Genomic DNA, 18,118 nt, shown 5'->3' with positions numbered 1-18,118 from the left:
CGCTATCCCCGTCCCGTCTTGACCATCGCCGAGGCCCGGCGTTCGCGAGCGACCTGCTGGACGGCGCCCAGGCCGTTGTAGGCCGGCTTCGCCAGCGTCGGGGACTTGGACGCCAGGTACACCAGCGGCCAGGTCACCAGGAACACCACCACGATGTCGAGGACCGTGGTGAGGCCCAGCGTGAAGGCGAAACCGCGCACCTGGCCGATCGCCAGGGCGTAGAGCACCGCGGCGGCCAGGAAGGTGACGGCGTTACCCGACACGATCGTCTTGCGGGCCCGCGCCCACCCTCGTGGCACCGCCGACCGGAACGAACGGCCCTCGCGGATCTCGTCTTTGATGCGTTCGAAGAAGACCACGAACGAGTCGGCGGTGGTACCGATACCGATGATCAGACCCGCGATGCCCGCCAGGTCCAGGGTGTAGTTGATCTGACGGCCCAGGATCACCAGGATTGCGAAAACCATTGCGCCGGAAGCGCCCAGCGACAGGGCCGTGAGCAGTCCCAGCACCCGGTAGTAGAGCAGCGAGTACACCAGCACCAGGATCAAGCCGATGGCGCCCGCGATCAGGCCCGCCCGCAGCGAGGTCAATCCCAGTGTCGCCGAGACGGTTTGGGCCTCCGAGGCCTCGAAGGACAGTGGCAGCGAGCCGTATTTGAGGACGTTGGCCAGCTGCTTGGCCGTCGCGGCGGTGAACGGCGGATCGCCGCCGCTGATCTGGGTGCGGCCGCCGGGGATGGCCTCCTGGATCATCGGCGCGCTGACCACCTGCGAGTCCAGGGTGAAGGCGGTCTGGGTGCCGATGTGGGCGGCGGTGAAGTCGGCCCAGGTGTTCGCCGCGGCGGACTTGAACTGCAGGTCGACGACGTAGCCGATGCCCCGCTGGTTCTGGCTGGCGCTGGCGTCCTGGATCTGGTCACCGCTGATGATCGACGGCCCCAGCAGGTAGGCGACCTTGTGGTCGGTGGAGCAGGTGATCAACGGCTGCGTGGGATCGTCGTTGCCGGCCAGGATGTCTTCTTTGTCGCAGCGCGTCGCCTGGAACTGCAGGGCGAGGAATTGAATGCCCTGGCGCGTGCTCTGACGCCACTTCTTCTCGTCGGCGATGCGATCGGCGAGTTCCTTGCGCGGGTCGGGCGGCGCGGGCTGCTCGCCGGGCGGCGCCTCGGCCGCGGGACCCGCGGGCGCCGGCGCGGCGGGAGCGGGCGCGGGTGCCGGGCTGGGTGACGGTGGGGGGTCCTGCGGATACGGCCGCGGCTGGGCACCCGGGTGAGCGGGCGCGGGAGCGGGCTGAGCTGGTGCCGGCTGTCCCGGCGCGGGCTGACCGGGGGCCGGTTGCCCGGGAGCGGGTTGCCCGGGAGCGGGCTGACCCGGCGCGGGCTGACGCGGCGCCGGCTTGGGTTCGGCGCTCTGGGCCGGCATGGAGTTGAGCACCGGCCGGATGTAGAGCCGGGCGGTCTGGCCCAGGTTGCGCGCCTCGTTGCCGTCGTTTCCGGGCACCGTGATGATCAGGTTGTCGCCGTCGACCACGACCTCCGAACCGGAGACGCCGAGCCCGTTGACCCGGGCGCCGATGATCTGCTGGGCCTGCGCCAGCGCCTCGCGGCTGGGCTTCGACCCGTCCGGGGTGCGCGCGGTCAGCGTGACACGGGTGCCGCCCTGCAGGTCGATACCGAGCTTGGGAGCGGCTCGCTTGTCCCCGGTGAGAAACACCAACAGGTAGACGCCGACGAGCATTAACAAGAAGACCGACAGGTAGCGGGCAGGGTGCACCGGCGCCGAAGACGATGCCACGTTCCTTCTATCTCCTCGAATATCGGTTACTTACCCCGGACAGAGCCTACGTGGCCCCCGGTTGCCGGTTGCGCGAGCGGTCCGCCGGTTGAGCGAGCGGCGGGCGATCGCCGTCAGGAATCCTTGCTGATGGAGCCCTCGTCGGCGGAGTCGTCGCCGTCGGCCAGGTCGTCGTCCTCGTCGGGCAGGATCCGGTCACGGATCGCCAGCTTCATCCAGGTGGTCACCACGCCGGGCGCGATCTCCAAATCCACGTTGTCCTCAGTGATGTCGACGACGGTGGCCTGCAGGCCCGACGTGGTGTGCACCCGGTCGCCGGGACGCAACGACTCGTGCAGGTCGATGGTGGCCTGCATCGCACGTTTCTGACGGCGCGATGCCAAGTACATGAACCCGCCCATGATGAGCAGGAACGGCAGGAACAGGATCAGACTCTGCATGGACGCGCCTGTCTTTCGTCGTAAATATTCTTGGGCATTACGGGGCACTACCAGGGTTGGGTGCCGGTAGGACGCGAGCGTCGCGCACCTCGTAACGGTCCAGTGTGCCCGTTCAGTCTGGCAGGCCACGGGTCGCGACCGACCGCCACGGTGCACGCAGTGCCCGCCAGGGTCAAGCTCGATAGGCTTTTGATGCGACGCGACGCGCGCGCCGCGGGGAGGAGTTTTGTGGTGGCCAGCCTCGAGCAGACCCGCCAGCTGGTCACCGAGATCCCCGGTCCGGCATCGCTGGAACTGAGCAAGCGCCGGGCGGCCGCGGTGTCGCACGCGGTGAACGTGTCGGTGCCGGTGTTCGTGGCGCGCGCCGGCGGCGGAATCATCGAGGACGTCGACGGCAACCGGCTGATCGACCTGGGGTCCGGCATCGCGGTGACCACGATCGGCAACTCCGCCCCCCGGGTGGTCGAGGCGGTGCGCGCGCAGGTGGCCGAGTTCACCCACACCTGCTTCATGGTGACGCCGTACGAGTCCTACGTCGCCGTCGCCGAGACGCTCAACCGGATCACCCCGGGTACGGGCGAGAAGCGCTCGGTGCTGTTCAATTCCGGCGCCGAGGCGGTGGAGAACGCCGTCAAGGTCGCGCGGGCATACACCCGCAAGCCCGCCGTCGTGGCGTTCAACCACGCCTACCACGGCCGCACCAACCTGGCCCTGGCGCTGACCGCCAAGTCGATGCCCTACAAGGGTGGCTTCGGCCCGTTCGCGCCGGAAATCTACCGCGCCCCGCTCTCCTACCCCTACCGCGACGGCCTGGTCGACAAGGAGCTGGCCACCGACGGGGAGAAGGCCGCCGCGCGCACCATCAGCGTCATCGACAGCCAGATCGGCGCCGACAGCCTGGCCGCCCTCGTCATCGAGCCGATCCAGGGCGAGGGCGGCTTCATCGTGCCGGCCGAGGGCTTCCTGCCCACCCTGCAGGAGTGGTGCCACAAGAACGACGTGGTGTTCATCGCCGACGAGGTGCAGACCGGATTCGCGCGGTCGGGCGCCATGTTCGCGTGTGAGCACGAGGGCATCGAACCCGACCTGATCTGCACCGCTAAGGCCATCGCCGACGGCCTGCCGCTGTCGGCGGTCACCGGGCGTGCGCAGATCATGGACGCCCCGCAGGTCGGCGGCCTGGGTGGCACCTTCGGCGGAAACCCGCTGGCGTGCGCGGCGGCGCTGGCCACCATCGAGACGATCGAGAACGACGGCCTGATCGAGCGGGCCCAGCGGTTGGAACGCCTGATCACCGAACCGCTGCTGCGCCTGCAGGCGGCCGACGACCGGATCGGCGACGTGCGCGGTCGGGGCGCCATGATCGCCATCGAACTGGTGAAGCCGGGAACCGCCGAGCCCGACAAGGAACTGACCCAGAAGCTGACGGTCGCGGCCGCCGCCGCCGGCGTGATCGTGTTGACGTGCGGCATGTGGGGCAACATCATCCGGCTGCTGCCGCCGCTGACCATCAGCGACGAGCTGCTGGCCGAGGGCATCGAAGTCCTCGGCGGCCTGCTGCGCGACCTGTAGCGCATCCCGCCCGGCGTGTGCAATCTCACAAACACCACAAACGCCGGATCATGGTGGAATACCGTTACTTTAGCTAACGTTCTATATGCCAGCGCGGACAGCGCACATTTGACTCGCTAACTTTCATTTGCAAGGGATCCGTTATGTCGACTGCCATTCACGACGAAGAACTCGAGCGCCGCATCGAGCAACTCATTGCCAACGACCCCCAGTTCGCCGCCGCCCGACCGGACCCGGCGATCACCGCCGCCACCGAACAGCCCGGGCTGCGCCTGCCGCAGATCATCCGGACCGTGCTCGACGGGTACGCCGACCGGCCGGCGCTGGCGCAGCGCGCCGTGGAGTTCGTCAAGGACGCCAAGACCGGACGGAGGACCGCCGAGCTGCTCCCCCGCTTCGAGACCATCACGTATGGCGAACTCGGCGAACGGGTTTCGGCTCTCGGCCGCGCCTGGGCCAGCGACTCCGTGAGCCCCGGTGACCGGGTCTGCGTGCTGGGCTTCAACAGCGTCGACTACGCCACCATCGACATCGCGCTGGGCACCATCGGGGCCGTGTCGGTGCCGCTGCAGACCAGCGCGGCGGTCTCGTCGCTGCAGCCGATCGTGGCCGAGACCGAGCCCAGCCTGATCGCCTCGAGCGTCGATCAGCTGCCCGACGCCGTGGAGCTGATCCGCACCGGCGACCACGTGCCCGGCAAGCTCGTCGTGTTCGACTACCACCCCGAGGTCGACGACCAGCGTGACGCCGTGGACAGCGCGGTGGCCCGGCTGGCCGGCACCGACGTGGTCGTCGAAAAGCTGGCCGACGTGTTGCAGCGGGGTAAGGACCTGCCCGCGGTTCCCGAGCGGCAGACCGACGAGGACTCGCTCGCGCTGCTGATCTACACCTCCGGGAGCACCGGCGCCCCCAAGGGCGCGATGTACCCGCAGAGCAACGTCGGCAAGATGTGGCGGCGCGGCAGCAAGAACTGGTTCGGCGAGAGCGCCGCGTCGATCACCCTCAACTTCATGCCGATGAGCCACGTCATGGGACGCGGCATCCTCTACGGCACATTGGGCAATGGCGGCATCGCCTACTTCGTGGCCCGCAGCGACCTGTCCACCCTGCTCGAGGACCTCGAGTTGGTGCGGCCCACCGAGCTGAACTTCGTCCCGCGGATCTGGGAAACGCTGTACGGCGAATTCCAGCGCCAGGTCGAGCGTCGTCTGGCCGGCGGCGGCGACCGCGACGCGGTCGAGGCCGAGGTGCTGGCCGAACAGCGCGAGTACTTGCTGGGTGGGCGGTTCATCTTCGCGATGACGGGCTCCGCGCCCATCTCGCCGGAGTTGACGAAGTGGGCCGAGTCGCTGCTGCAGATGCACCTGATGGACGGCTACGGCTCGACCGAGGCCGGAATGGTGTTGTTCGACGGGGAGATTCAGCGGCCGCCGGTGATCGACTACAAGCTGGTCGACGTCCCGGACCTGGGTTACTTCAGCACCGACCGCCCGCATCCGCGCGGTGAGCTGTTGCTGCGGACCGACAACATGTTCCCCGGCTACTACAAGCGGGCCGAGACCACCGCCAACGTGTTCGACGAGGACGGGTACTACCGGACCGGCGACGTGTTCGCCGAGATCGCCCCGGACCGGCTGGTGTACGTCGACCGCCGCAACAACGTGCTCAAGCTCGCCCAGGGCGAGTTCGTCACGCTGGCCAAGCTGGAGGCGGTGTTCGGCAACAGCCCGTTGATCCGCCAGATCTACGTCTACGGCAACAGCTCGCAGCCCTACCTGTTGGCCGTGGTGGTCCCAACCGAAGAAGCCTTGGCGGACAACGACATCGAGTCGCTCAAGCCGAAGATCGCCGACTCGCTGCAGAAGGTCGCCAAAGAGACCGGCCTGCAGTCCTACGAGGTGCCGCGCGACTTCATCATCGAGACCACCCCATTCAGCCTGGAAAACGGTCTGCTGACCGGGATCCGCAAGCTGGCGTGGCCAAAGCTCAAGGCGCACTACGGTGAACGGCTCGAGCAGATCTACGCCGACCTGGCCGCCGGACAGGCCAACGAACTGGCCGAACTGCGCCGCAGCGGCGCGCAGGCGCCGGTGCTGCAGACCGTGGGCCGCGCCGCGGCCGCCATGCTGGGCGCGGCGGCGGGCGACCTGTCCCCCGACGCTCACTTCACCGATCTGGGTGGAGACTCGTTGTCGGCGTTGACATTCGGTAACCTGCTGCGCGAGATCTTCGACGTCGACGTGCCGGTGGGTGTCATCGTCAGCCCGGCCAACGACCTGGCAGCCATCGCCGCCTACATCGAGGCCGAGCGCCAGGGGTCCAAGCGGCCGACGTTCGCCGCCGTGCACGGGCGCGGCGCCACCACGGTGCGCGCCAGTGACCTCACGCTGGACAAGTTCCTCGACGAGGCCATCCTGGCCGGCGCGCCGAGCCTGCCCAAGCCGGCGACCGAGGTGCGCACGGTGCTGTTGACCGGAGCGACCGGCTTCCTGGGCCGCTACCTGGCGCTGGACTGGCTCGAGCGGATGGACATGGTCGACGGCAAGGTCATCGCCCTGGTTCGGGCCCGCACGGATGAAGAGGCGAGGAGTCGTCTCGACAAGACCTTCGACAGCGGCGATCCGAAACTGCTTGCGCACTACCAGGAGCTGGCCGCCGACCACCTCGAGGTCATCGCCGGCGACAAGGGCGAGGCCAACCTCGGCCTGGACCCCCAAACCTGGCAGCGACTGGCCGACGAGGTCGACATCATCGTCGACCCGGCGGCGCTGGTGAACCACGTGTTGCCCTACAGCGAGCTGTTCGGGCCCAACGCGCTGGGCACCGCGGAGCTGATCCGAATCGCGTTGACGTCCAAGCAGAAGCCGTACACCTACGTGTCGACGATCGGCGTGGGCGACCAGATCAAGCCGGGGGCGTTCGTCGAGAACGCCGACATCCGCCAGATCAGCGCCACCCGCGAGATCAACGACAACTACGCCAACGGCTACGGCAACAGCAAGTGGGCTGGCGAGGTGTTACTGCGCGAGGCGCACGACCTGTGCGGTCTGCCCGTCTCGGTGTTCCGCTGCGACATGATCCTGGCCGACACCACCTACGACGGCCAGCTCAACCTGCCGGACATGTTCACCCGGCTGATGCTGAGCCTGGTCGCCACCGGCATCGCGCCCGGTTCGTTCTACGAGCTCGACGCCGATGGCAACCGGCAGCGGGCGCACTACGACGGCCTGCCGGTCGAGTTCATCGCCGCGGCGATCTCGACACTGGGAACGCAGATCACCGACAGCGACACCGGGTTCCAGACCTACCACGTGATGAACCCGTACGACGACGGCATCGGTCTCGACGAGTACATCGACTGGCTGATCGAGGCCGGGTATTCGATCGAGCGCATCGCCGACTACTCGGAGTGGCTGCGGCGGTTCGAGACGTCGCTGCGGGCCCTGCCGGATCGGCAGCGTCAGTACTCGCTGCTGCCGCTGTTGCACAACTACCAGACGCCCGAGAAGCCGATCAACGGCTCGATGGCGCCCACCGATGTGTTCCGCGCGGCGGTGCAGGAAGCGAAAATCGGCCCCGACAAAGACATTCCGCATGTCACGGCGCCGGTCATCGTCAAGTACATCACCAACCTGCAGTTGCTCGGACTGCTCTAAGGGCACGAACGCAATCGCCCAGTCCCGTTGCGGGACTGGGCGATTCCTATCGATCGAGAACTACTGCTGCGGGTGCGGCCAGCGCAGGTAGGCCGCGTTGGCCCCGGTCCCCGCGCCGGCGCGGTTGCGGCGCCATCCGCGCTTGGACTCGGGGTCGGCCGCCGATCGCGGCTTGGTCAGCGCGCCCGAGGAGACCTCGGCCGGCTCGTAGGCCGAATCCCGGTAGGGCTCGACGCCCGCAGCGGCGGCGGGTTCGGCCGCCGCCGGATGCACGTCGCGGGCCAGGCGCACGGCCGTGCGGGCCAGCACGACCCCACCCACGAAAATGATGAGCGCGCCCAGGCCCGAGAAATAGGTGATCTCGAGCACCGCGCGCTTGCGTTCGGTCGCGGCGATCGGGTCACCGGCGGAGCCGATTCCCAACAACGGGGCAACCTGGCCGCCCACGACGAACCACGCGCCGGCTAACACAGCCAGCCAGCCGCCCAGCATGGCGGCGACCCGGTTTCCGGCGACGATCAACAACAGACCGCCGAGCACGGTGGCCGCGCCCGGCGCCACTTCCAGCCAGCCCCGGGCCGTGCTCCATGCCCAATCCCGGTCCGGTGTGTAGGCGAAATTAAAGTGCGGACCAACAAACGGTATTAACGCCCCCCAAGCTCCCAAAATGACCAGGAGCAATCCGCTGACCGCGCCTCGCGAGCGCGGCATACTCAGCCCGCGGGTTCGGCCGTCTTGTGCGTATTTCATGACATCCCCTCGTTGAATACCGGGTCTGATTTCCGGCCTGGGACGGTTACCCAGCGCCTTCCACTACTAACCCACGCGGCAAACGAAAGCCACCGCTAGCCGAGGCTTCTGGGGCCGGTGAGACTGCTGTTATTAGTGAAGGCCGAGCAACAACAGGACGATAGCGATCGCGGGAAACGTGCCCTGCATCGCCGCGGCGCGGGCCTTGTCACGCGCGGACGCGACCAGCACCACCGCCGCCGCGGCCATCGACCCGACGCCGGCGAAGATCAACGCGGCGCCAATGCCCTTGTGCCCCAACATAACCGCGACGATGCCTACGCCGGTGACAATGGCCAGGAACAGGTTGTAGAAGCCTTGGTTGAAGGCCAGCGCTTTGGTGGTTTCGGCTTCGGCGGCGGTGGTGCCGAAGGTGGCCCGGGTGCGCGGCGAGGTCCAGGTCAACGATTCGATCACAAAGATGTAGACGTGCAGCAACGCCGCCAGCGCGGCGAACACCAATCCGGCGGCGATCATCGCTCCTCCTTGCTGTTCGGGCGCCGGTGAACTCTACCGATCGCGGGTTGACCGGACCAGCCCGACACGGCAAGGCCCCGGTAGCCGAGGGCTACCGGGGCCTTGCCGTCTTGGTGCGCTAGGCGCCCGCGTGGTGGTGCCGGTGGAACAGGCCACCGCCGCCGCCGGTGCGCCGGCGGAACAGGCCGCCGCCGGTGCGTCCGCGGGTCTCCGGTCCGGCCGCGACGGCGTCGGTCCGCGCCGGCGTTCCGCCGCGGGTCTCGTCGTACATGGCCGGTTGGGCGGCCGGCACGGCCTCGCCCGCGACCGGCGCCGGGTGGGTTACCACGACGTCGCGCGCGTGCCGCACGGCCAGCCGCGCCACCGCGGCTCCGCCCAGGAACACGATCAGGGCGCCCAGACCGGTGAAGTAGGTGACCTCGAGCAGGGCACGTTTGAGGTCCGTCGCCGCCATCGGCTGGCCGACGTCGCCGATCCCGAGCGTCGGCGCGAACGCGCGGCCGACCACGAACCAGGCGCCGCCGACGACCGCGAGCCAGCCACCGAACACGGCGCTGGCCCGATTGCCGGACATGAGCACCAGCAGGCCGCCCACCGCCGCCGCGACCCCGGGGAGCACCTCTAGCCAGCCTTTGGCCGTGGTCCACGTCCATGCCGGGTCGGCCGAGTACGCCCAGTCGATGTTGGGCCCGAAGAACGGCACCAGCGCGCCCCACGCACCCAACAGAATCAGGAGTAGTCCGGTTAGCGCGCCGCGGGTACGTGGCATGTACAGCGCGCGGGGTCGGTCGTAGTCGTCGCTCGTGGTCCTCATCGGAACCTCCTTCAACAGGTATCGCTGCTGTGAGGCTGGTTACCCGGCGATGCCGGGGTGTAACCGGTCGACGGGCGCGCGCGTGTTTGCTGGGGCCCTCCGGGCCGGGGCGCCGGCGGGCCGCCCGGCGGCGGGCCGCCGCCGGTGTAGCCGGTCTGACCAGGGCGGAGGCCGCACCGGGCGAACGCCCGGCCCGCGCGCGGGGCAAAGGTCACGATTTGGCCGCGAAACGCCCGCAGGGCGACCAACCGCCCGTCAGTCGAACAGGCCGGCTTGGCCCAGGCCGGTGACCCCGGCCGGCGGGGCCATGCCGAGGTGCGTCCACGCCTGGGCGGTGGCCACCCGGCCCCGCGGCGTGCGCGCGACCATGCCGGCGCGGACCAGGAACGGCTCGCACACCTCCTCGACGGTGGTGGCCTCCTCGCCCACCGCCACCGCCAGCGTCGACACCCCGACCGGGCCGCCGCCGAAGCTGCGGGTCAGCGCCGACAGCACCGCGCGGTCCAGCCGGTCCAGGCCCAGCTCGTCGACGTCGTACACCGCCAGCGCGGCCTTGGCGACGTCGCGGGTGATCACGCCGTCGGCGCGCACCTCGGCGAAGTCGCGCACCCGGCGCAGCAACCGGTTGGCGATCCGCGGTGTCCCGCGCGAACGCCGGGCGATCTCCTCGGCCGCATCGTCGCCCAGTTCGATGCCCAGAATCCCGGCGGAGCGGGCCAGCACCCGCTCCAGCTCCGACGGCTCGTAGAAGTCCATGTGCGCGGTGAAACCGAACCTGTCCCGCAGCGGGCCGGTCAGCGCGCCGGACCGGGTGGTCGCCCCGACCAGCGTGAACGGCGCCACTTCCAGGGGAATCGACGTCGCCCCGGGGCCCTTGCCGACCACCACGTCGACCCGGAAGTCCTCCATCGCCAGGTACAGCATCTCCTCGGCGGGCCGGGCGATGCGGTGGATCTCGTCGATGAACAGCACGTCGTGCTCGACCAGGTTGGACAGCATCGCCGCCAGGTCACCGGCGCGTTCCAGCGCGGGCCCGGACGTCAGCCGCAGCGAGGAGCCCAGCTCGGCGGCGATGATCATCGCGAGCGACGTCTTGCCCAGCCCCGGCGGGCCGGACAGCAGAATGTGATCCGGGGTGCCGCCACGGTTTTTGGCGCCCTCGATGACCAGCTGCAGCTGTTCGCGCACCCGCGGCTGGCCGATGAACTCGCGCAGCGAGCGCGGACGCAGGCTGACGTCGATGTCGCCCTCGCCGGGGGCCAGCGCGGCGGAGACCTCCCGATCGGCGTGGTCGTCCCCGAAGTCGTGCGGGCTCATCGGGACTTGCCCAGCAGCGACAGGGCGGCGCGCAGGGCGCCCGACGTGGTGGCGTCATGGTCGGCGGCCAGCACCTTGTCGGTGGCTTCCTCGGCCTGCTTGGCGGCGAACCCGAGCCCCACCAGCGCCTCCACCACCGGACCGCGGACGGCGTGGCCGTTGAGCGCCGCGCCCGGCGACGCTCCCCCGGGGGCCGCGCCGGCGCCGACCTTGTCGCGCAGTTCCAGCACCATGCGTTCGGCGCTGCGCTTACCGATGCCGGGCACCCGGGTGAGCGCGGTGACGTCGCCGTCGTGCAGCGCCTGGCGCAGCGCCCCGGCGTCGTGCACCGCCAGAGTCGCCATCGCCAGCCGGGGCCCCACCCCGGACACCGACAGCAGCGTCAGGAACAGGTCGCGGGTCTCGGTGTCGGTGAAGCCGTACAGGGTCATCGAGTCCTCGCGGACGATCATCGCGGTGATCAGCCGCGCCTCGGTCCCGGCGCGCAAGGTGGACAGCGTCGACGGGGTCGCGTTCACCCGGTAGCCGACGCCGGCGGCCTCGATCACCACATGATCGAGCGCCACCTCGAGGACCTCGCCGCGCACCGAGGCGATCATCGCGCGGCCTTCAGCTTGGCCTTGTATTTCTCGCGCTGCTCGGCGGCCATCGCCTCGGCCGCGGCCATCCGGGCGAGCATCGGTGCCCGCCAGCAATGACAAATCGCCAGGGCCAGCGCGTCGGCGGCATCGGCCGGTGACGGTTTGGCTTGCAGCGCAAGGATTCTGGTGACCATCGCGGTGACTTGCGCCTTGTCGGCGGCGCCGTTGCCGGTGACCGCGGCCTTGACCTCGCTGGGGGTGTGGAAGTGCACGTCGATGCCGCGTTTGGCCGCCGCCAGTGCGACCACGCCGCCGGCCTGGGCGGTGCCCATCACCGTCGACACGTTCAGTTGGGAGAACACCCGCTCGACCGCCACGACGTCCGGTTGGTGGGTGGACAGCCAGTGCTCGACGGCATCGCTGATTTTGAGCAGCCGCTCGGCGAGCGGCGCGTCCGACGGCGTGCGCACCACGTCGACGTCCAGCGCCACGACCGTGCGACCACGCCCGCTTTCCACGACCGACAGACCGCATCGGGTCAGGCCGGGATCGACGCCCATCACCCGCATTACCCGCTCCCACCTAGTAGAACAGCTGTTCGATACCCTAGCGGCCGGCGCCGACGGTCCCGGGTAGGACACGCGGCGGCCGCCGCCGATTCCCGGCGCGACGTTACGGCGCCGAACCCGCGAAAAAGCTGTTAGCTTTAGCCCACGTTCGCTCGAGACAGGTGGCAACGAAGGGGTTGGCGTGGGATCTCTGCTGGTCATGATCGCCGTGGTGCTCTTCATCGCGTCCATCGTGGTGTTGGTGGTGGCTTTGCGGCGACCCAAGCAGCCGGCCCAGCGGGCCGGGCGGCAGGATCCGCTCGCCTCCGACGCGATGCCGCAGTTCGGGCCGCGCCAGCTCGGGCCCGGCGCGATCGTCAGCTACGGCGGCACCGACTACATCGTGCGCGGCTCGGTCACCTTCCGCGAGGGCCCCTTCGTGTGGTGGGAACACCTGCTGGAGGGTGGCGACCAGCCGCTCTGGTTCAGCGTCGAGGAGGACGACGGCCGGCTGGAACTCGCGCTGTGGGTGACCCGCAAGGACGTGCCGCTGCGGCCCGGCGACCCCTACGTCGTCGACGGCGTGATGTTCCACGAGTCCGAACGCGGCCGCGCCTCCTACACCACCGAGGGCACCACCGGCCTGCCGGCCGGCGGCGAGATGGAATTCGTCGACTGCACCAACGACGACGAGTCGGCGCTGCTCTCGTTCGAGCGCTGGGCCCCGGACATGCCCTGGGAGGTCTCGACGGGCAAGTCCGTCTCACCGGGCGAAATCACCGTCTATTCGGCGCCCCCGCCCAGCCCGGCGTAGCGCAGAAGGTCTCCTCGGTGCCCCTTCATCAGCTCACCGTGACCCCGGCCGACGTATCCGGCGAACGGCTCGGACTCGCACTCAACGCGCCCGTGCCCACGCCGCTGGTCAGCTGCCGGCTGGACCACCCCGGCGGCGGCGCGGCGCTCCTGCTCGGGGTGCTCGGCGCCTCCCACGTCGTCGCGGTGGAGCGCGCGTTCTCGGAGGAAATCTCCTGCACCGCACGCAATCTCGGCGCCGACCTGCCCGAGCGCACGGACGCGCCCGGCTATTGCCTGCGGTCGCGCACCGACACCCACGACGAGGCGAGCTTTCGCCGCCTCGCACAGGACCTCCGCGACCGGTGCGCCCGGCGGACGGGCTGGCTCGGCGGCACGTTCCCCGGCGATGACGCCGCGCTCACCGTGCTGGCAGCCGCACCCGACGGCGCCGGCTGGCGCTGGCAGACCTGGCACCTCTACCCGGGGCGTGGTGGCGGAACGGTGGTCCACACGGCCAGCCGGTGGCGCCCGTGAGCCGCAACCGCCTGTTCGTGATCGCCGGTGTGCTCGGCGCCGCCGGCGTGACGTGCCTGATCTTCGGAATCATCTTGCTGCAGAAGAACATTGCGTCCTATGTCGCCGGCCACTATCACGAGTACGCCCGCGACGTGAACGGGACTCGTTACCAGTGCTCCGGGTCGCCCGACCAGGTGGCCGACACCCTCGCCGACTATGCAGCACCGGACGCGCGAGCCGACAACGGCAAAACCGAATACCTGCGCTACAACAACAACATCGTGATCGTCGGCCCCGACGGCACTTACCCCTGCAGCATTCGCGTCGAACCGCTGAGCGCCGGATACAGCCACGGCGCGTTCATCTTCCTCGGCCCCGGATTTTCCCCGGGATCCCCGTCGGGCGGTGCCGGAGGCACCCCCGGCGGCCCCGGCGGAACCAAGTGACTCCCACCACCGCAAAGGAGAGCACCATGTACCTCGCCGTCGAGATCGGCACCGTCGACCTCAATCCCGTGCTGAAGGGTGCGGTCGCCACCATCCTGTATTTCGGAGTCGGCATGGCCGTCCTGCTGGTCGGGTTCTACGCGGTCGACGTGCTGACCCCCGGCAAGCTGCGCCAGCTGGTGTTCATCGACCGCCGGCCCAACGCGGTCGTGGTCGCCGGCGCGATGTACATCGCCCTGACGGTCGTGATCATCACCGCGATCGTCAACAGCTACAGCCAGCTGGGCCAGGGCCTGCTCGGGGTGGCGGTGTACGGGTTGATGGGCGTGATCCTGCTGGGCTTCGCGCTGTTGACCATGCACCTGCTGATACCGGGCAGTTTTCACGAGCACATCGACGAGCCCGAGCTGCACCCGGGATCGTTCGCGGTGGCGCTGATACTGCTCGCCGTGGGAGGGGTGACCGCCGCGGCGGTGTCATGAGCGCGGTCACGCCGGCGGGCGCGGTGCGCACGCCCGAGGCGACGCCACCCGCGGCGGTGTCCGGGCGGTGGCGGGCGCTGTTGCTGGCCGCCGTGGCGGCCTGCGCGGCGTGCGGCATCATCTACGAGCTCGCGCTGCTGACGCTGTCGGCCAGCCTGGACGGCGGCGGGATCGTCGCCACCTCGCTGATCGTCGCGGGCTACATCGCCGCGCTGGGCGTCGGCGCCCTGGTGGTCAAGCCCCTGCTGGCGCACGCCGCGATCACCTTCATCGCCGTCGAGGCGCTGCTTGGCATCGTCGGCGGCCTGTCGGCGGCGGCGCTGTACGTGGTGTTCGCGTTCCTGGATGGGTCGGTCGGATCGACGTGGGTGCTGGCGGTGAGCACGGCGCTGATCGGCGGCCTGGTCGGCGCCGAGGTACCGCTGCTGATGACGCTGCTGCAAAGTGGCCGGGTAGCCGCCGCGACCGACGCGGGGCGGACGCTCGCCAACCTCAACGCCGCCGACTACCTGGGCGCGCTGCTGGGCGGGCTGGTCTGGCCGTTCCTGCTGTTGCCGCACCTGGGGATGATCCGCGGCGCGGCGGCCACCGGCATGATCAACCTGGCGGCCGCGGCCGTCGTGGCGGTTTTCCTGCTGCGCCAGGTGGTTTCGATGCGGCAGCTGGTGCTGGCGCTGTGCGCGCTGGCCGCCGCCGCGGCGCTGCTGGCCAGCTTGCTGCTGCGCTCGGGCGATATCGAAACCACAAGCAGGCAAAGGCTTTACGCCGACCCGATCATCGCCTACCGGCACACGGCCTATCAGGAGATCGTGGTGACCCGCCGCGGCAACGACACCCGGCTGTATCTGGACGGCGGGCTCCAGTTCTCCACCCGCGACGAATACCGCTACACCGAGAGCCTCGTCTACCCCGCGCTTGGCGACGGCGCCCGTTCAGTGCTGGTGCTCGGCGGCGGTGACGGCCTGGCGGCCCGCGAATTGCTCCGCGTCCCAGGCATTTCCAAGATCGTGCAGGTCGAGCTCGACCCCGCGGTGATCGACATCGCGCGCACCACGCTGCGCACCGCGAACGGCGGTTCGCTGGACAACCCGCGGGTGGCCGTGGTGACCGAGGACGCGATGAACTGGTTACGCCGACCAAACCTGGACCGCTTCGACGCGGTCATCGTCGACCTTCCCGACCCCGACACCCCGGTGCTGGGCCGGCTGTATTCAACGGAGTTCTACGCGCTGATCGCCCGCGCGCTCGCCCCCGGCGGGCTGATGGTGGTGCAGGCGGGCAGCCCCTTTTCCACCCCGACGGCGTACTGGCGCACGGTGTCGACGATCCGCGCCGCCGGCTACGCCGTCACGCCGTATCACGTGCACGTCCCGACGTTCGGCGACTGGGGATTCGCCCTGGCCCAGCGCTCCGACAGCGCCCCCGCGCCGAGGGTGCCCACGAACGCGCCCCCGCTGCGCTTCCTCAACCAGCGGGTGCTCGACGCCGCGGGCGTATTCTCCGGCGACATCGGCCCGCGGCCGGTGGAGCCGTCGACCCTGGACAATCCGCGCATCGTCGAGGACATGCGGCACGGCTACGACTAGTTACTCCGAGTCGAGCGCGGCCAGCACCTCGTCGGACAGGTCGACGTTGGTCCAGACGTTCTGCACGTCGTCGCTGTCTTCCAGCGCGTCGACCAGCTTGAACACCTTGCGGGCGCCCTCGACGTCGACCGGCACGCTGACCGAGGGCTGGAAGCTGGCCTCGGCGGACTCGTAGTCGATGCCGGCGTCCTGCAGGGCGGTGCGCACCGCGACCAGGTCGGTCGGCTCGGAGATGATCTCGAAGCTGTCGCCGAGGTCGTTGACGTCCTCGGCGCCGGCGTCCAGCACCGCCGTCAGCACGTCGTCCTCGGTCAGGCCGTTCTTCTCCAGCGTGACGACGCCCTTGCGGGTGAACAGGTAGGACACCGAGCCGGGGTCGGCCATGTTGCCGCCGTTGCGGGTCACCGCCACCCGGACCTCGCCGGCCGCGCGGTTGCGGTTGTCGGTCAGGCACTCGATCAGCACCGCCACACCGTTGGGCCCGTAGCCCTCGTACATGATGGTCTGGTAGTCGGCGCCACCGGCTTCCTCGCCGGCGCCGCGTTTGCGGGCGCGCTCGATGTTGTCGTTGGGCACCGACGTCTTCTTCGCCTTCTGGATGGCGTCGTACAGCGTCGGGTTGCCCGCCGGGTCACCACCGCCGGTACGGGCGGCGACCTCGATGTTCTTGATCAGCCGGGCGAACTCCTTGCCGCGGCGCGCGTCTTTGACGGCCTTCTGGTGCTTGGTGGTGGCCCACTTGGAATGGCCGCTCATCGCTGTCCTATCTGAAAGTCCTCTTGTTTTTGTGGCCAGACGAGTCTACGTGGACGCCTGCGGTGGGTGCCGCCGTGGCTGGCGGGCAAGCGGGTCGGTCGTCAGCCTGTGACGAGGTCGACGAACAGGTGGTGGATGCGCCGATCGCCGGTCATCTCGGGGTGAAACGCCGTGGCCAGGTTGCGCCCTTGCCGCACGGCGACGACGTGCCCGGCCGCGGTGGCCAGCACCTCGACGCCGTCACCCGCGCGTTCGACCCACGGCGCGCGGATGAATACCGCGCGCACCGGATCGCTCAGCCCCACGAACGGGATGTCACCCTCGAACGAGTCGACCTGTCGCCCAAAAGCGTTGCGCCGCACCGTCATGTCGATCGCACGCAACGGCAGCGCCTCGCGCCCGCCCGCGCCGGCGTCCAAGATCTCGCTGGCGAGCAGGATCATCCCGGCGCACGCGCCGTAGGCGGGCAGCCCGTCGGCCAGCAGGCCGCGCAACGGCTCCAGCAGCCCGAGATCGAGCAGCAGATGGCTCATGGTCGTCGATTCGCCCCCGGGGATGACCAGCCCGTCAACCGACTCGAGCTCGCCGCGCCGGCGCACCGGCATCGACTCGGCGCCGGCCTCGCGCAGCGCGGCGAGGTGCTCGCGGGTGTCGCCCTGCAACGCCAGGACGCCGATCCGGGGATCAGTCACAGCGCGCTCACGTCGGCGTGTATCCGCGCTTGAAGCGGGTCAGCCCCTCCTGCATGACCGCCGCGACCATCTCACCGGACTGGGTGAAGATCTTGCCCTGGCACAGCGAGCGGCCGCCGCTGGCCGACGGCGAGCTCTGGTCGTAGAGCAGCCACTCGTCGGCCCGGAACGCCCGCATGAACCACATCGCGTGGTCCAGCGACGCCACCTGCAGGTGCTCGCGCACGTCGAGGTGGGTGACCTGGGCCGATCCCAGCAGCGTCAGGTCGCTCATGTAGGCCAGCGCGCAGATGTGCAGCACCGGGTCGTCCGGCAGCGGATCGCGGTGACGGAACCACACCTGCTGCTGGGAAGCCTTGCCCGGCAACAGGTGCAGACGATCGCGCGGCACGATGCAGACGTCCCACTCCTCGAACTGCTTGAATCCGGCGTCGTCGAAGACCTTGATCGAATCCAGCCCGGGCAGGCCGTCCGGCGGCGGCGCGGCCGGCATCGGGTCCTGGTGGTGAATCCCCTCCTGGTCGGTCTGGAAGGACGCGCCCATGCTGAAGATGATTTCGCCGTGCTGGATGGCGTTAACGCGGCGGGTGGCGAACGAGCCGCCGTCGCGGGTGCGTTCGACGATGAAGACCGTGCGCTCCTTGGCGTCCCCGGGGCGCAGGAAATACCCGTGCAGCGAGTGCACCTGGTAGCGGGGGTCGACGGTGCGCACCGCCGACACCAGCGACTGGCCGGCTACATGGCCGCCGAACGTGCGCTGCAGGAATCCCGACTCTGGGCTGAAGATGCTGCCCCGGTAGATGTTGACCTCGAGTTGCTCGAGATCAAGTATCTCTTCAATCGCCACGGAGAAGT

The 18,118-nt window shown here is 69.5% G+C and carries 18 protein-coding genes; 7 read left to right on the top strand and 11 right to left on the bottom strand.

Annotated features, from left to right (window positions below; genetic code table 11):
- Positions 1-2: 2 nt before the first annotated feature.
- Together secD and yajC are read right to left on the bottom strand one after the other, a co-directional pair.
- On the bottom strand, positions 3-1,796 hold the full coding sequence (gene secD / locus AC5Y5B_RS22860; protein ID WP_500006774.1) for a protein translocase subunit SecD: 1,794 nt from the start codon (positions 1,794-1,796) through the stop codon (positions 3-5).
- Between the two features lie 113 nt (positions 1,797-1,909).
- On the bottom strand, positions 1,910-2,236 hold the full coding sequence (gene yajC, locus AC5Y5B_RS22855) for a preprotein translocase subunit YajC (RefSeq protein ID WP_112635013.1): 327 nt from the start codon (positions 2,234-2,236) through the stop codon (positions 1,910-1,912).
- A 231-nt stretch (positions 2,237-2,467) separates the two neighbouring features.
- Here yajC and gabT point away from each other — a divergent pair, with 231 nt between their 5' ends.
- The gene (gene gabT / locus AC5Y5B_RS22850) at positions 2,468-3,808 is read left to right on the top strand and encodes a 4-aminobutyrate--2-oxoglutarate transaminase (RefSeq protein ID WP_500006772.1); all 1,341 of its coding nucleotides are present in this window, start codon (positions 2,468-2,470) and stop codon (positions 3,806-3,808) included.
- Positions 3,809-3,951: 143 nt separating this feature from the next.
- Entirely contained in the window at positions 3,952-7,464 is a 3,513-nt protein-coding gene (gene car, locus AC5Y5B_RS22845) for a carboxylic acid reductase (protein ID WP_112635014.1), read from the top strand.
- A gap of 60 nt (positions 7,465-7,524) precedes the next feature.
- Here the strand turns inward: car and AC5Y5B_RS22840 are convergent, their stop codons facing one another.
- The 6 genes from AC5Y5B_RS22840 to ruvC all read right to left on the bottom strand — a co-directional run bounded on the left by AC5Y5B_RS22840 (position 7,525) and on the right by ruvC (position 12,011).
- The gene (locus tag AC5Y5B_RS22840; RefSeq protein ID WP_500006766.1) at positions 7,525-8,214 is read right to left on the bottom strand and encodes a hypothetical protein; all 690 of its coding nucleotides are present in this window, start codon (positions 8,212-8,214) and stop codon (positions 7,525-7,527) included.
- Between the two features lie 132 nt (positions 8,215-8,346).
- Positions 8,347-8,730 carry a DUF1304 domain-containing protein gene (locus tag AC5Y5B_RS22835; RefSeq protein WP_500006762.1) on the bottom strand — a complete coding sequence of 128 codons (384 nt, stop codon included), beginning with the start codon at positions 8,728-8,730 and terminating at the stop codon, positions 8,347-8,349.
- Between the two features lie 118 nt (positions 8,731-8,848).
- Positions 8,849-9,544, bottom strand: a complete 696-nt coding sequence (locus AC5Y5B_RS22830) for a hypothetical protein (RefSeq protein ID WP_500006759.1) — start codon at positions 9,542-9,544, stop codon at positions 8,849-8,851.
- A gap of 255 nt (positions 9,545-9,799) precedes the next feature.
- Complete coding sequence (ruvB, locus tag AC5Y5B_RS22825; RefSeq protein ID WP_112635017.1) at positions 9,800-10,861, bottom strand: Holliday junction branch migration DNA helicase RuvB; 1,062 nt, start codon at positions 10,859-10,861, stop codon at positions 9,800-9,802.
- Positions 10,858-11,460: a Holliday junction branch migration protein RuvA gene (ruvA, locus tag AC5Y5B_RS22820; RefSeq protein WP_112635018.1), complete on the bottom strand. Its 603-nt coding sequence runs from the start codon at positions 11,458-11,460 to the stop codon at positions 10,858-10,860. The genes ruvB and ruvA overlap by 4 nt, the downstream gene beginning before the upstream one ends.
- Entirely contained in the window at positions 11,457-12,011 is a 555-nt protein-coding gene (gene ruvC / locus AC5Y5B_RS22815) for a crossover junction endodeoxyribonuclease RuvC (RefSeq protein WP_112635019.1), read from the bottom strand. The genes ruvA and ruvC overlap by 4 nt, the downstream gene beginning before the upstream one ends.
- Positions 12,012-12,192: 181 nt before the next feature.
- Here ruvC and AC5Y5B_RS22810 point away from each other — a divergent pair, with 181 nt between their 5' ends.
- Genes AC5Y5B_RS22810 through AC5Y5B_RS22790 form a run of 5 tightly spaced genes read left to right on the top strand, consistent with a single transcriptional unit; the run spans position 12,193 to position 15,815 of the window.
- Positions 12,193-12,804 carry a DUF4178 domain-containing protein gene (locus tag AC5Y5B_RS22810; protein ID WP_112635020.1) on the top strand — a complete coding sequence of 204 codons (612 nt, stop codon included), beginning with the start codon at positions 12,193-12,195 and terminating at the stop codon, positions 12,802-12,804.
- Positions 12,805-12,821: 17 nt separating this feature from the next.
- A complete protein-coding gene (locus tag AC5Y5B_RS22805) occupies positions 12,822-13,319 on the top strand; it encodes a DUF2617 family protein (protein ID WP_500006749.1) in 498 nt (165 codons plus the stop codon).
- Positions 13,316-13,747, top strand: a complete 432-nt coding sequence (locus tag AC5Y5B_RS22800) for a DUF4247 domain-containing protein (protein WP_112635030.1) — start codon at positions 13,316-13,318, stop codon at positions 13,745-13,747. The genes AC5Y5B_RS22805 and AC5Y5B_RS22800 overlap by 4 nt, the downstream gene beginning before the upstream one ends.
- Positions 13,748-13,773: 26 nt before the next feature.
- Positions 13,774-14,229 (top strand): DUF350 domain-containing protein, encoded by a 456-nt coding sequence (locus tag AC5Y5B_RS22795; RefSeq protein ID WP_112635022.1) that lies wholly within the window; start codon positions 13,774-13,776, stop codon positions 14,227-14,229.
- Entirely contained in the window at positions 14,226-15,815 is a 1,590-nt protein-coding gene (locus AC5Y5B_RS22790) for a polyamine aminopropyltransferase (RefSeq protein ID WP_500006744.1), read from the top strand. Before AC5Y5B_RS22795 ends, AC5Y5B_RS22790 begins: the two co-directional genes overlap by 4 nt.
- On the opposite strand, the gene AC5Y5B_RS22785 is transcribed toward AC5Y5B_RS22790, so the two are convergent.
- From AC5Y5B_RS22785 to tesB, 3 genes are all read right to left on the bottom strand, one after another.
- Complete coding sequence (locus AC5Y5B_RS22785; protein ID WP_112635023.1) at positions 15,816-16,571, bottom strand: YebC/PmpR family DNA-binding transcriptional regulator; 756 nt, start codon at positions 16,569-16,571, stop codon at positions 15,816-15,818. It abuts the gene before it with no gap.
- 101 nt (positions 16,572-16,672) lie between these two features.
- Positions 16,673-17,263, bottom strand: coding sequence for a pyridoxal 5'-phosphate synthase glutaminase subunit PdxT (gene pdxT / locus AC5Y5B_RS22780; RefSeq protein WP_112635024.1), 591 nt, complete (start codon positions 17,261-17,263; stop codon positions 16,673-16,675).
- A gap of 7 nt (positions 17,264-17,270) precedes the next feature.
- Positions 17,271-18,110 carry an acyl-CoA thioesterase II gene (gene tesB, locus AC5Y5B_RS22775; RefSeq protein WP_112635025.1) on the bottom strand — a complete coding sequence of 280 codons (840 nt, stop codon included), beginning with the start codon at positions 18,108-18,110 and terminating at the stop codon, positions 17,271-17,273.
- Between the last annotated feature and the right edge of the window lie 8 nt (positions 18,111-18,118).

The sequence above is a fragment of the Mycobacterium sp. NGS33 genome, from assembly GCF_059812885.1.
The sequence above is the reverse complement of the archived record's forward strand: the minus strand, read 5'-3'. Positions and strand labels throughout refer to the sequence as shown.

Excerpts from the sequence above, each read along its gene's own strand:
- ruvA (WP_112635018.1), bottom strand. The coding sequence starts at position 11,460 with ATGATCGCCTCGGTGCGCGGCGAGGTCCTCGAGGTGGCGCTCGATCAT.
- AC5Y5B_RS22795 (WP_112635022.1), top strand. The coding sequence starts at position 13,774 with ATGTACCTCGCCGTCGAGATCGGCACCGTCGACCTCAATCCCGTGCTG.
- yajC (WP_112635013.1), bottom strand. The coding sequence starts at position 2,236 with ATGCAGAGTCTGATCCTGTTCCTGCCGTTCCTGCTCATCATGGGCGGG.
- AC5Y5B_RS22830 (WP_500006759.1), bottom strand. The coding sequence starts at position 9,544 with ATGAGGACCACGAGCGACGACTACGACCGACCCCGCGCGCTGTACATG.
- AC5Y5B_RS22785 (WP_112635023.1), bottom strand. The coding sequence starts at position 16,571 with ATGAGCGGCCATTCCAAGTGGGCCACCACCAAGCACCAGAAGGCCGTC.
- car (WP_112635014.1), top strand. The coding sequence starts at position 3,952 with ATGTCGACTGCCATTCACGACGAAGAACTCGAGCGCCGCATCGAGCAA.
- ruvB (WP_112635017.1), bottom strand. The coding sequence starts at position 10,861 with ATGAGCCCGCACGACTTCGGGGACGACCACGCCGATCGGGAGGTCTCC.
- AC5Y5B_RS22790 (WP_500006744.1), top strand. The coding sequence starts at position 14,226 with ATGAGCGCGGTCACGCCGGCGGGCGCGGTGCGCACGCCCGAGGCGACG.
- AC5Y5B_RS22840 (WP_500006766.1), bottom strand. The coding sequence starts at position 8,214 with ATGAAATACGCACAAGACGGCCGAACCCGCGGGCTGAGTATGCCGCGC.
- ruvC (WP_112635019.1), bottom strand. The coding sequence starts at position 12,011 with ATGCGGGTGATGGGCGTCGATCCCGGCCTGACCCGATGCGGTCTGTCG.
- AC5Y5B_RS22835 (WP_500006762.1), bottom strand. The coding sequence starts at position 8,730 with ATGATCGCCGCCGGATTGGTGTTCGCCGCGCTGGCGGCGTTGCTGCAC.